Raw genomic sequence first — 12,360 nt, 5'->3', positions numbered from 1 at the left:
ACAAAACGGACGGCCAGGTGCAGAGGACGGGAGCAGCCATGGTGGACGAAGGCCGTCACCGGCCCCGGCGGCCGGACCGGCCCGGGAGCCCCGCCGCCGCGCCGCCGGTGGCGCTGATCACCGGCGCCTCCTCCGGCATCGGCGCCGCCACCGCCGCCCGCCTCGCGCCGGCCGGCTGGCAGCTGCTGCTGTCCGGCACCGACCGCACCCGGCTGGACGGGATCGCCGCCCGCACCGGCGGCCGGGCCCTGCCCGAGGACCTCGCCAAGCCGGACGGCCCGCAACGCCTCGCCGAGGCGGCGCTGGCCGCCGCCGGCCGGGTCGACGTCCTGGTCGCCAGTGCCGGCCTCGGGTGGCGGGGACCCTTCGCCCAGACCCCCACCGACACCCTGGACCGGATGATCGAGGTCAACCTCGCCGCCCCGCTGCGGCTGGTCCGCCTGCTGCTCCCCGGCATGCTGGAGCGCCGGCGCGGCCGGATCGTGCTGCTCGGCTCGATGGCCGGGGAGGTCGGTGTCCGCGACGAGGCCGCCTACGCGGCCACCAAGGCCGCGCTGTCGATGTTCGCCGAGAGCCTCTGGTACGAGCTGCACGGGACCGGCGTCGGCGTCCGGATCGTCCTGCCGGGCCCGGTGGACACCCCCTTCTTCGCCCGTCGCGGCACCCCCTACCAGCGTGAACGCCCCCGCCCGGTGAGCCCCGAGCAGGTCGCCGACGCCGTGCTCGGGTCGATCACCACGGCCCGCGACCGGCCCTTCGTCCCGCGCTGGCTCGGCTTCGCCGCACGCGTCCACGGCGCCGCGCCGGGGGTGTTCCGGCGCATGGCGTCCCGGTTCGGCTGACCGGGGGCGGGCACCGATGGACCGGGCTCGAACGGCCCGCCGGGCGGCCCTCGTCGCGGCGGGCGCCGAGCTGCTCCACCTCGCCCCGGCCGCCGTCCGCCTCCCGGCCGTGCGCCGGACGCTCGCCCGCCGCACGGCCGGGTACGGCGACACCCCCGGTCACATCGCCCTGACCTTCGACGACGGTCCGGACCGGCGCAGCACCCCGTACGTCCTCGACGCCCTGGACGGGCTCGGCGCCCGGGCCACCTTCTTCCTGCTCGGCACCATGCTGGAGCGGGCCCCGGAGCTCGGCCGCGAACTGGTGGCCCGCGGCCACGAGGTGGCCGTGCACGGCTGGTACCACCGCCCCCAGTGGTACCCGGCCCCCGCCCGCGACCTGCGCGAACTGCGCCGCGCCACCGAGGCGGTCACCGACCTCTGCGGGGTGCGCCCGCTCTGGTACCGCCCGCCCTACGGCGTCCTGACGGCCGGCCCGGCGCTGGCCGCCCGCCGGCTCGGCCTGCGCACGGTGCTCTGGACGGCCTGGGGCCGGGACTGGACCGAGGACGCCACCGCCGCCTCCGTCCTCGCCACCGCCCGCCCCGGCCTCGCCGCCGGCGCCACCCTCCTGCTGCACGACTCCGACTGCACCTCCGCCCCCGACTCCTGGCGCGCCACCCTCGCCGCCCTCCCCCTCCTCGCCGCCCACTGCCGGGACCACGGCCTCGTCCTCGGCCCCCTGCGCGACCACGCCGTGCCCGCCCGGCCGGGCCCCGTGCGGTGACGGGCACCCGCGCGGCCGGGCCCCGTGCGGTGACGGTACCCCCGGGGCGGCTACGCCAGGCCGACCCGGGCCAGGGCGGCCGCGAACCCCGTCCGCCAGCCCTCCGGCGAGGCGCCGGCGGACGGGGCCGGCGCCGGGCGGTCCAGTGCGGCGAGCGCGGTGCGGACCACGTCGGCCGGGCGGGCGGAGGTGACGTCGGCGTGGCCCAGCTCCAGTTCGTGCTGGAGGTTGTCCCGGCCGTGGCCCTGGACGACGTCCAGCAGGAGCAGCCGGCGGCCGAGCGCCCGGGCCTCGCTGCAGGTGTCGCCGGAGCTGGTCACCACCAGGTCGGCGGCGGCCATCAGCGCGGGGATCCGCTCGGTGTAGCCGAACGGGTGCAGGCGCGGGCGCCGACCGGCGGCGTGGCGCAGCCGGCGCTCCAGCTCGCCGTTGCGCCCGGCCACGGCGAGCACGTGCGGCCCGGCGTCGGCCAGGTCGGCGGCGGTGCGGGCGAGCGGGCCGAGCCCCCAGGAGCCGGACATCAGCAGCACGCACCGGGCGTCCGGCGGCACGCCGAACTCGCCCCGGGCCGCCGCACGGGCCGGCGGGCGGTAGAACGGCGCCCGCAGCGGCGCCGGCAGCACGGCGATCTCCGCCTCGGGCCGGTAGCGCCGCACCGCGCACGCCGCGACCTCGGAGGTGACCAGGAAGAGGTCGGTGCCCTCCTGCACCCAGAGCCGGTGCGGCGTGACGTCGGTGCAGAGCACCAGGTGCCGGAACGCCGGCCCGCCGGGCCGTCGGGGCAGCCGGTTCACCGCCGAGGTCGCGGTGGCGAACACGGACACCACCAGCTCCGGCCGCTGCCGCGCCACCAGCTCCCGCAGGGCCGGGACCAGCCGGGTGCGGGCCGCGGCGTCGGCGAGCAGGGCCGGGCGGGTGCCGGGCCGCAGCGCCGCGAAGTGGAAGGCGTCGTAGACGCCGGGCAGGTCGAGCAGCCGGCGGAAGACCGCCTCGCCGGCCGCGCCCGCGCGCTGTCCGAGCAGCGCCATCGCGTCCACCGTGGCGGTGGTCCAGCCGCGGGCCCGCAGCGAGTCGGCGCAGGCCTGGGCCATCACGTCGTGGCCCTGCCCGAGCGAGCCGGAGACCAGCAGCGCGTGCGGCACCGGTGGCGCCGCCTCAGGAGGCGCCGGCCGCCGGGCCGGGGGCGCCGCCGCCCTCGTCCCGGTACCAGTCCGCGTACCGCCGCAGGCCGTCCGCGAAGTTGGTCCGCGGCGACCAGCCGAGCAGCCGCTTCGCCTGGGCGGCCGAGATGCGGCGCCCGGCGTAGTCGGCGGTGCGGGCCTCGATGTGCGAGATGGTGACCGGGCCGAGCAACTCGTCGACGGTGTCGGCGATGTCCCGGACGGAGACGGCGGTGGAGCCCTCCAGCGCGAAGGTCTGGTCCTCCGCGGCGGGGGAGAGGGCGCGCACGTGCGCGTCCGCGAGGTCCTCGACGTAGACGAAGTTGCGGCTCTGCCGGCCGTCGCCCGCGATGGTGATCGGCCGACCGGCCAGCGCGGCCTGCACGAACCGGGCGACCACCAGCTCGTCCCGCATCCGCGGCCCGTACGGGATGCCGTAGCGCAGGATGGTGAAGTGCTGCCCGTACAGCTCGCGGTAGCTGTGCACCAGCATCTCGGCGGCCAGCTTGGTGGCGACGTACAGGTGCCCGCTGTGCTCCAGCTCGATGGGCACGTGCTCGTCCAGCTCCTGCTCGCCGCTGTCCAGCTGGTCGTCGGTGAGGGCGGCGCCGTAGACCCAGACGGTGCTCGCCAGCACGGTGCGGCTGAGGCCGCTGCGCCGGGCCGCCTCCAGGACGCTCTCGGTGCCGTCGATGTTGATCCGCACGGCCCGGACGGGGTCGGCGGCGACGTGCTCGACGTCGGCCATCGCGGCGAGGTGGAAGACCACTTCGCAGCCGTCCAGGGCGGCGGTGAGGGCGGGCAGGTCGAGGATGTCGATGCGGGAGTGCTCGGCGTCGGTGTTGAGGTACTTGTCGGTGGTGTCCACCGCGAGCACCTCGTGGCCGGCTGCGAGCAGCCGGTCCACGACGTGTGAGCCGATGAATCCGCATCCCCCGGTGACGGCTACGCGCACGTTCTCTCTCCTTGTCCGGCCTTCTCCCGCGCCGTCCGGGCCGGGCTGGCCGGCCGGGTGGCGGGGACTCTCTGGGCGGTGCGGGCGTTCGGGGCGGTGCCGGTGGTCCTGGTCCTGCCGGTCCTGGTCCTGCTGGTCCTGCCGGTGGTCCCGGCCGTCCCGGTCATCCCGCGAGCCGGTGGTGGACGGCCGAGACCGCCTCGATCACCTGCTCGGTCTCGTCCTCGGTCATGTCGGAGTGCACCGGCAGGCAGATCTGCCGCGCGCAGAGGTCCTCGGCGACCGGCAGCGGCCCGCGCCGGTAGGGGGCCAGCACCGGCTGGAGGTGCAGCGGCAGGTCGTACACCTCACCGGAGAGCCGCACCCCGTACTCCTCGGCCACCGTCCGCTTGAACACCGCGCGGTCGACGCCGGCCGGCAGCAGGGCGACGTACTTGTAGTAGTTGCTGCGGCAACCGACCGGCTCGACCGTCGGCCGGAGGCCGTCGAGCCCGGCGAGCGCCGTGTCGTACCGCTGCGCCACCTGGCGCCTGGTCTCCACGAACTCCTTGAGCCGGCGCAGGTGGACCGCGCCGACGGCGGCGTTCAGCTCGCTCAGCCGCCAGGAGGCGCCGAACCGCACGTGGTGGTTGGTGGTGAACGACCCCTTGCCCTGGTCCCGGTGGATCCGCGCCTCGTCGCGCAGCTCGGGCGACTCGGTGAGGATCATGCCGCCCTCGCCGCTGGTGGTGACCTTGGTCGGGTAGAACGAGAAGGCGCCGGCCAGGCCGAAGGACCCGGCCGCGCGCCCGCCGTAGCTGCTGCCGTGCGCGTGGGCGGCGTCCTCGATCAGCGGGATGCCCCGGCGGTCGCAGACCGCCCGAAGGTCGTCCACCTCGGGGGTGATCAGGCCGCCGATGTGCACCAGCACCACGGCGGCGGTGTCCGGGGTGAGGGCCGCCTCCAGCGTCTCGGGGGAGAGCGCGAACGTCGCCGGGTCCACGTCGGCGATCACCGGGCGGCCGCCGGCGTGCACGATGGCGGCGGCGGTCGCGTAGAAGGTGACCGCCGGGACGACCACGTCGCGGTCGCGGACGTCCACGGTGCGCAGGACGATCTCCAGCGCCGCCGTGCCGCTGGCGACGGCGACGGCGTGCGAGGCGCCGTGCTCGGCCGCGAAGGCCTGCTCGAACCGCTCCGTCCACGGGCCGAGGGTCAGCGCGCCGGTGGCGAGGATCTCCGTCACCGCGTCCGCGACGGCCGTGCGGTCGGTCTCGTCGAACACGATGCGAGCGGCTGGAACGCCCATGAGGCCACCTCCGGCAGCGGGATGAACAGATCATCGAAACGGTCAAGGACGGCCGGACCGGACAAAACGGTCGGGCCAGGCACATCACGCTACTTCGCCGGACCGCTCCCGGCCCGTCGTCACCGCCCGCACGGGTGACCGCGTGGGCGGTGACCCTCCCGGGACGGCCCGACAGCTGCTCCGCACGGCGCAGGACAGCTACTCCGTTCGGGGGAGCGCGCTACTGCGCACGGACTACGTGAACGGCCTGCGCAGCGATGACGACGCGGAGGTCCCCGCCGATCGAGGATGGCCATGCTCCGGGCGACCCGGGCCGTGAGGCGGCCCGGTGCCCGGGCCCGCACCTGTGAACGTCATCCGAAGGAGTCTGCTCTTCCGTGGCCACATTCCTGTACCGCCTGGGCCGATGGGCCTTCCTCCGGCGCCGCTTGATGACCCTGCTCTGGGTCGCCCTGCTGGCGACCGCCGGAGTCCTGGCCGCCAAGGCACCGGCGGCACCCGACGACGGCTTCGCGATGCCGGGCACGGAAGCGCAGCGGGCCTTCGACCTGATGGACGAGCGCTTCCCCGGCAGCACCGCCGAGGGCGCCTCGGCCCGCCTGGTCTTCGTCGCACCGTCCGGGCAGAAGATCACCGCCGGTACCAACCAGCAGGCCGTGGAGCGGACGGTCGCCGAGATCGCCCACGGCGAGCAGGTCACCGGCGCGGTCAGCCCGTTCCAGGCGGGCGCCGTCTCCAAGGACGGCTCGACGGCCTACGCGACGGTCAGCTACGACGCCAAGCCCGGCTCGTTGACCACGGCCGCCACCGACGCCCTCCAACAGGCGGCGCAGCACGGGCGGGACGCCGGTCTCACGGTCGAGATCGGCGGCTCCGCCCTCATGGGCGGAGCGGAGGCCGGCGGCACGGCGGAGGCCATCGGCATGGCGATCTCCGCCGTCGTCCTGGTGATCACCTTCGGATCGCTGGCCGCCGCCGGGCTGCCCCTGCTGACCGCGCTGGTCGGCGTCGGCCTCGGCATCGCCGCCATCACCGCCCTCGGCAGCACCCTCGGCCTCTCCACCACGACCAGCACGCTCGCGATGATGCTCGGCCTCGCGGTCGGGATCGACTACGCCGTCTTCATCGTGTCCCGCTACCGGGCCGAGCTCCTGGAGGGGCACGAGCCCCGGGAGGCCGCCGGCCGGGCCGTCGGCACGGCCGGCTCCGCGGTGGTCTTCGCCGGGCTCACCGTCGTGATCGCGCTGGCCGGGCTCTCCGTGGTCGGCATCCCGATGCTCGCCAAGATGGGCATGGCCGCCGCCGGCACGGTCGTGATCGCGGTCCTGGTCGCCCTCACCCTGGTCCCGGCCCTGCTCGGATTCCTCGGCGGGCGGGTGCTGCCGCGCCGCGCCCGGCGCACCGCCGCCCGCCGGGTCCGCTCCCGCCGGGCACCGGCCGGCCCGGCCGTCGCCGACGGCGCGCCCGGCGCCGGGGTCCCCCCGGTCCTGGCCGTCGTCCCCGCCGGGGAGCAGCCGGCCAACGGCGGCACCCGCTGGGCCCGCCTGGTGCTGCGCCGCCCGGTGGCGGTGCTGCTGAGCGGCGTCATCGGCCTGGGCATCCTCGCCCTGCCCGCCCTCGACCTGCGGCTCGGTCTGCCGGGCGAGGAGTCCAAGCCGACCTCCACCACCCAGCGGCGTGCCTACGACCACCTCTCCGAGGGCTTCGGCCCCGGCTTCAACGGCCCGCTGACCGTCCTGGTGGACGCCAAGGGCGCCGCCGACCCGAAGGCCGCCGCCGAGCGGGTCGGCCAGGAGGTGGCCGGCCTGCCGGGTGTGGTGTCGGTGTCGCCGCCGGTGTTCAACAAGGCCGGCGACACGGCGATGATCAACGCGGTGCCGTCCACCGGACCGAGCGCCGCCGAGACGGTGGAGCTCGTCCACACCATCCGCGACCGCTCGCCGGGCCTGAAGTCCGCGACCGGCGCGACCGTCCTGGTGAGCGGCGCCACGGCGATGAACATCGACGTCTCGCAGAAGCTCAGTGACGCGCTGGTGCCCTACCTCGCCGTCGTCGTCGGCCTGGCGGTCGTCCTGCTGCTGGTGGTGTTCCGCTCCGTCCTCGTCCCGCTCAAGGCGGCACTCGGGTTCCTGCTCTCGGTGGCCGCCGCCCTCGGCGCCGTCGTCGCGGTCTTCCAGTGGGGCTGGCTCGCCGATCTGATCGGCGTGGAGCAGACCGGCCCGGTGATGAGCTTCATGCCGATCTTCATGATCGGGGTGGTCTTCGGCCTGGCCATGGACTACGAGGTCTTCCTGGTCACCCGGATACGCGAGGCCTACGTCCACGGGGAGGAGCCGGGCGAGGCCGTCGTCACCGGGTTCCGGCACAATGCCCGGGTCGTCACGGCCGCCGCGTTGATCATGATCAGCGTCTTCGCGGGCTTCATCGGGATGGCCGAGCCGATGGTCAAGATGATGGGGCTCGGCCTCGCCGCGGCCGTGGCCTTCGACGCCTTCGTGGTCCGGATGGCCATCATCCCGGCCGCCCTGGCGCTGCTCGGCCGCCGGGCGTGGTGGCTGCCGCGCCCGCTGGACCGGATCCTGCCCGACGTCGACGTCGAGGGCACCCGGCTACAGGCCCGCACGCCGGAGCCCGAGCCGGCCAGGCACTTCGTGGGCGTCTGATTCGTTCGTCCTGGTCGGGGCCGCCGTCGTCCGCGCCGGCGGCCCCGACCAGCCCGCCCCCGCCGTCCGGTGGGGGCGGGTGACCGCAGTCGGCAGGAGCCCGCCCGGGGGCGCCGCCACCGCCCCCGGATCCAGAGAGCACGAGATGACCGACACCTGGCTGCGGCGCCACGCCCGCCACCACCCCCGCCTGCTGGACGCGGTGTCCGGGCTCACCCTCTTCCTCCTGACCGCCGCCGGCACCACCGTCGACGGGACGGGCCACTACGGCCACCCCCAACCGCTGCCGCTGGCTCTGGCGGCCCTCTCCAGTGCCGCGCTCTTCGCCCACCGGCGCTACCCGCGCACGGTGGCCGCGGTGACGCTCGGCAGCGGGGTCCTGATCGAGCTGACCGCGATCAAGCCGAGTCCGGCCCTGATCCTGCCGCTGCTGGCCGCGCTCTACTTCCTCGCCGTGCGGACCGACCGGCTCACCGCCCGCGTCGCCACGGCCGTCTCGGCGGTCGCGCTCACCGCCACCGCCCTGGTCGTCGACTCCGACGCGCCGCTGGCCGAGAAGATCGGCGTCGCGACCTGGGTCGTGCTGCCCGGCGCCGTCGGCGACTCGATCCGCAACCGGCGTGCCCACCTGGCCGCGATCGAGGAGCGCGCCGAACGGGCCGAGCGCACCCGGGAGGAGGAGGCCCGCCGCAGGGTCGCCGACGAGCGGATCCGGATCGCCCGCGACCTGCACGACGTCGTCGCCCACCACATCGCGCTGGCCAACGCCCAGGCGGGCATCGCCGTGCACCTGATGGACACCCACCCGGCCGAGGCCCGCGAGATGCTCAGCCACCTCACCGACGCCACCGGCTCCGCGCTCCAGGAGCTCAAGGCCACCGTCGGCCTGCTGCGCCGTGCCGACGACCCCGAGGCGCCGCTGGAGCCCGCCCCCGGGCTGGGGCAACTGACCGACCTGATCAACTCCTTCGAACGCGCCGGCCTGGCGGTCCGCCTCGCCGTCGAGGGCGAGCCGCGCCCGCTCTCCCCGGGCGTCGACCTGACGGCCTACCGGATCGTCCAGGAGTCCCTGACCAATGTGGCCAAGCACGCCCGGGGCGCCGGCGCCGAGGTCACCCTCGCGTACTCCGGCAGCCGGGTCGCACTCACCGTCGCGAACGCCACACCCGCCAGGAACGGGCCCGTGCCGAGCGGGCCCCGCCTCGCCCCGGCGGTGGCCGGCGCCGCCGGCTACGGGCTGATCGGCATGCGCGAGCGCGCCGGCGCCGTGGGCGGCCGGCTCCGGGCCGACCGCCGGCCGGACGGCGGCTTCCTGGTCTCCGCCGAACTCCCCCTGCGCACCGCCGCCCGAGACGACAAGGACCACGCATGACCATTCGCGTACTGCTCGCCGACGACCAGGCGCTGCTGCGCGGCGCCTTCCGGGTGCTCATCGACGCGGCCGAGGACATGGAGGTGGTGGGGGAGGCCGCCGACGGCCGCGAGGCGGTGGAGCTCGCCCGCGCCACCCGCCCCGACGTCGTCCTGATGGACATCCGGATGCCCGGCGTGGACGGCCTCTCCGCGACGGCCGCGATCTGCGCTGACGAGGAGCTCACCGGCACCCGGGTGCTGATCCTCACCACCTTCGAGATCGACGAGTACGTCGCCCAGGCCCTGCGCGCGGGCGCCGGCGGCTTCCTGGGCAAGGGCGCCGACCCGAAGGAACTGCTCGCCGCCCTGCGCACGGTGGCCGCCGGGGACGCCCTGCTCTCGCCCGCGGCCACCCGCGCGGTGATCGACCAGTTCCTCGCCCAGCCCGGGCCCGCCGGTGCGGGCGACCCCGAGCGGCTGTCGGCGCTCACCGCCCGGGAGCGTGAGGTGATGGCGATGGCCGCCACCGGCCTGACCAACGAGGAGATCGCCGAGCGGATGTACGTCAGCCCCTTCACCGTGCGGACTCACGTCCATCGTGCGATGTCCAAGCTCGACGCCCGCGACCGGGCCCAACTGGTGGCCATCGCCTACCAGTCCGGGCTGGTCCCGGCGGCCCGCCCGCCGCGCTGAGCGGGCCGGTCCGTCGGGCGCCCCGCCCCGGGCAACCGCCCGCCCGTCGACCGGGCACCGTCCGGGTCCCGCCCGGGCACCGTCCACGCCCCGTCCGGGCAAACGCCCGGCCCCGACCTGGGCCCCTGGCCGCCCCAGCCAGACCCCAGCCCGACCCCAGCCCGGCCCCTCGCCGCGGCCGGGGCGTCCGCCGCAGGCTGACGGGGTGCCACCGGGGCTGCGACCGCCGGGCGTTGGCCCCGACCTCGGCGGACCGCTCGCCGGACCCCGGCAACCGCGCTGTTCCGCCTGCACCGTTACCATGCGCACCATGGCCCGCCACCGGGGCGGCCGGAGCTGCTTCCCCAGGTGAACGGGGAGCGGGAGGGGCGAGGATGTCAGGCATGGGGTGGATGTCAGGGAACCGGCAGGGGGAGCGCTGGCCGGGGGTGGACCTGCGGATGGACGTCCCGCACTCGGCCCGGGTGTACGACTACCTCATCGGCGGCAAGACCAACTTCGAGGCCGACCGGACCGCGGCCCACGCCTCCGTCAAGGCGTGGCCGGCCCTGCCGATCTCGATGCGCACCACCCGCACCTTCATGCAGCGCGTGGTCCGCCACCTCGCCGAGGAGCACAAGGTCCGCCAGTTCCTGGACATCGGCACCGGGATCCCGACCTCGCCCAACGTGCACGAGATCGCGCAGGGCATCGCACCGGAGGCGCGCGTCGCCTACGTCGACAACGACCCGATCGTGCTGACCCACGCCCGTGCCCTGATGTCGAGCACCGAGGAGGGCCGGACCTCCTACATCGACGCCGACTTCCGCGACGTCGACTCGATCATGGGTGCCCCGCAACTGCGCGAGGTGCTGGACCTGACGCAGCCGGTGGCGCTCTCCCTGATCGCGATCGTGCACTTCGTCCTCGACCAGGACGATCCGCAGGGCATCGTGCGGCGGTTCATGGACCAGCTGGCCCCGGGGAGCTTCCTGGCCCTGACCGTCTTCACGGGGGACACCGACCCGGTGGGCGTGGGCGGCGTCGGCCGCGAGTACAACGCGCGCGGCATCCCCCTGCAGATCCGGGACAAGAAGGAGACGCTCGCCTTCTTCGACGGCTTCGACCTCCTCGACCCGGGCGTGACCCTCGTGCACCACTGGCGGCCGGACGCGGACGCGGCACCGGTGCGCGACCAGGACATCGCGATGTACGGAGGCGTGGCCGTCAAGCGCGGCTGAGCCGCGCGCCGCCGCGCCCGGACGACCCGTGGCGAGCCTGAGCCAACCGCCGCCGCCCGGACGACCCGTCGCTGCGAGGCCGCCGTCCGAGCCCCGACCGGGGAGCGGGCGGCGGCGGGTTCCGGGCCCGCGCCCACCGTCCCGGACGACGACGTGGCGCCCGAACGACTGCTCGCGCACGACGATCACACGCTCCCCGGTCAGGTCCGACGGGTCCTCCCGCCGTTCCACCCGCACGGTTCGACGATCTCGCCCGCCTCGCAAGCCGCCGCCTTCGGGCGTGGCAGTGGCAGAATGCGGACGCAGCAGGGGGTGGCACCGTCGGGAGGCCGAGTTCGCTCGCACCGAGCTCCTGACGGCGGCGGCGCACCGTCGAGCGAGGGAGCACCGTGGACCGGACCGGGCCCACCGACGACCGGGTGGTCGGGATCGATGTCGGCGGCAGCGGAATCCGGCTCGCCCTCGCCCCCGGCGGGTGGCCCGCCGACCTCTCCGGCGCGCGGATCCGCGAACTCGCGGCACCGGCCCGGATCACCGAGGGCGGGCACGACGCCGAGGCACTGCTGACGCGCCTGCTCCCCGCCCTGGACGCGCTGGTCGCAGGCCTGCCGCCCGGTGCGCGGATCGGGGCGGTGGCCGTCGGGGCGACCGGCATGGCACTGCTCGGCCGGCACCTCGCCGCCGCACTCCCCGCCCCGCTGGCCCGGGCGACCGGCGCGGACCGGCTGGTGCTGGCCGGCGACGCCGTCACCGCCCACGTGGGTGCCCTCGGAAGGCGGCCGGGCGTGGCCGTGGCCGGCGGGACGGGCCTGGTCGCGATCGGCCTCCACCCGGACACGGGCTGGTACCGGGCCGACGGGTGGGGCCAGTTGCTCGGCGACTGCGGAAGCGGCGGCTGGATCGGCCGGGCCGGTCTGGAGGCGGCGCTGCGTGCCTTTGACGGCCGGACCGGTGGCTCGACCGCGCTGCTGGCAGCGGCCGAGCACCGCTACGGCCCGGTCACCGGCCTGCCCGCAGCCCTGCAGCCGCGCCCCGACCGCGCCGCCCTGCTCGCCGCCTTCGCGCCCGATGTGGTGGGTGCGGCGGACGGCGGCTGCCCGGTCGCGAGCGCGATCGTGCGGCGGGCGGGGGAGGAGATCGCCGACGCGGCGGCGGCCGCCGCGCGGTCCGCCGCCCTGTCGGCGCCGCAGGTCGCGCTGACCGGCGGCCTGTTCACCCTGGCCCGCCTGCGTGAGGCGGCGCTGGCAGCCCTGGACGACCGTCTCCCGGCGGCCCGCCCGCACCGCCCCGACGGTCCGCCGCTGCTCGGCGCGCTGCGACTGGCGGCCGGCGCGGCCGGTACGGCCGGCACGGCGCTGCCCTGGCCGCTGGATCCGCCACTGCTCGATGTGCGCACCATGCCGGCCTGAGCCCGGCCCGA

The 12,360-nt window shown here is 76.1% G+C and carries 10 protein-coding genes; 7 read left to right on the top strand and 3 right to left on the bottom strand.

Going from position 1 to position 12,360, the window contains the following annotated elements; translation table 11 throughout:
* The first annotated feature begins 38 nt into the window (after nt 1-38).
* Both ACWDRR_RS34375 and ACWDRR_RS34370 read left to right on the top strand, forming a co-directional pair.
* Nucleotides 39-842, top strand: a complete 804-nt coding sequence (locus tag ACWDRR_RS34375; protein WP_449776182.1) for an SDR family NAD(P)-dependent oxidoreductase — start codon at nt 39-41, stop codon at nt 840-842.
* Between the two features lie 16 nt (nt 843-858).
* The gene (locus ACWDRR_RS34370; protein WP_449776181.1) at nt 859-1,608 is read left to right on the top strand and encodes a polysaccharide deacetylase family protein; all 750 of its coding nucleotides are present in this window, start codon (nt 859-861) and stop codon (nt 1,606-1,608) included.
* Nucleotides 1,609-1,658: 50 nt separating this feature from the next.
* Here the strand turns inward: ACWDRR_RS34370 and ACWDRR_RS34365 are convergent, their stop codons facing one another.
* The 3 genes from ACWDRR_RS34365 to ACWDRR_RS34355 all read right to left on the bottom strand — a co-directional run bounded on the left by ACWDRR_RS34365 (nt 1,659) and on the right by ACWDRR_RS34355 (nt 5,011).
* Entirely contained in the window at nt 1,659-2,750 is a 1,092-nt protein-coding gene (locus ACWDRR_RS34365) for an MGDG synthase family glycosyltransferase (RefSeq protein WP_449776180.1), read from the bottom strand.
* Nucleotides 2,751-2,763: 13 nt separating this feature from the next.
* Complete coding sequence (locus tag ACWDRR_RS34360; protein WP_449776179.1) at nt 2,764-3,723, bottom strand: NAD-dependent epimerase/dehydratase family protein; 960 nt, start codon at nt 3,721-3,723, stop codon at nt 2,764-2,766.
* A gap of 163 nt (nt 3,724-3,886) precedes the next feature.
* Complete coding sequence (locus ACWDRR_RS34355; RefSeq protein WP_449776178.1) at nt 3,887-5,011, bottom strand: DegT/DnrJ/EryC1/StrS family aminotransferase; 1,125 nt, start codon at nt 5,009-5,011, stop codon at nt 3,887-3,889.
* A 377-nt stretch (nt 5,012-5,388) separates the two neighbouring features.
* On the opposite strand from ACWDRR_RS34355, the gene ACWDRR_RS34350 reads away from it, so the two are divergent.
* The 5 genes from ACWDRR_RS34350 (at nt 5,389) to ACWDRR_RS34330 (ending at nt 12,349) form a co-directional block, all read left to right on the top strand.
* Nucleotides 5,389-7,674, top strand: coding sequence for an MMPL family transporter (locus ACWDRR_RS34350; protein ID WP_449776177.1), 2,286 nt, complete (start codon nt 5,389-5,391; stop codon nt 7,672-7,674).
* A 145-nt stretch (nt 7,675-7,819) separates the two neighbouring features.
* Entirely contained in the window at nt 7,820-9,046 is a 1,227-nt protein-coding gene (locus tag ACWDRR_RS34345) for a sensor histidine kinase (RefSeq protein ID WP_449776176.1), read from the top strand.
* The gene (locus tag ACWDRR_RS34340) at nt 9,043-9,720 is read left to right on the top strand and encodes a response regulator transcription factor (RefSeq protein ID WP_449776175.1); all 678 of its coding nucleotides are present in this window, start codon (nt 9,043-9,045) and stop codon (nt 9,718-9,720) included. The genes ACWDRR_RS34345 and ACWDRR_RS34340 overlap by 4 nt, the downstream gene beginning before the upstream one ends.
* Nucleotides 9,721-10,094: 374 nt before the next feature.
* A complete protein-coding gene (locus ACWDRR_RS34335) occupies nt 10,095-10,940 on the top strand; it encodes an SAM-dependent methyltransferase (RefSeq protein WP_449776174.1) in 846 nt (281 codons plus the stop codon).
* A gap of 389 nt (nt 10,941-11,329) precedes the next feature.
* On the top strand, nt 11,330-12,349 hold the full coding sequence (locus tag ACWDRR_RS34330; RefSeq protein WP_449776173.1) for an N-acetylglucosamine kinase: 1,020 nt from the start codon (nt 11,330-11,332) through the stop codon (nt 12,347-12,349).
* Nucleotides 12,350-12,360 lie beyond the last annotated feature (11 nt).

It is taken from the genome of Kitasatospora sp. NPDC003701, assembly GCF_053587085.1.
Note: the sequence above shows the minus strand (reverse complement) of the source record. Positions and strands in the feature narration are given on the sequence as shown.

Coding starts and splice junctions, on each gene's coding strand:
- ACWDRR_RS34375 (WP_449776182.1), top strand. CDS start 39: ATGGTGGACGAAGGCCGTCACCGGCCCCGGCGGCCGGACCGGCCCGGG.
- ACWDRR_RS34335 (WP_449776174.1), top strand. CDS start 10,095: ATGTCAGGCATGGGGTGGATGTCAGGGAACCGGCAGGGGGAGCGCTGG.
- ACWDRR_RS34355 (WP_449776178.1), bottom strand. CDS start 5,011: ATGGGCGTTCCAGCCGCTCGCATCGTGTTCGACGAGACCGACCGCACG.
- ACWDRR_RS34340 (WP_449776175.1), top strand. CDS start 9,043: ATGACCATTCGCGTACTGCTCGCCGACGACCAGGCGCTGCTGCGCGGC.
- ACWDRR_RS34370 (WP_449776181.1), top strand. CDS start 859: ATGGACCGGGCTCGAACGGCCCGCCGGGCGGCCCTCGTCGCGGCGGGC.
- ACWDRR_RS34345 (WP_449776176.1), top strand. CDS start 7,820: ATGACCGACACCTGGCTGCGGCGCCACGCCCGCCACCACCCCCGCCTG.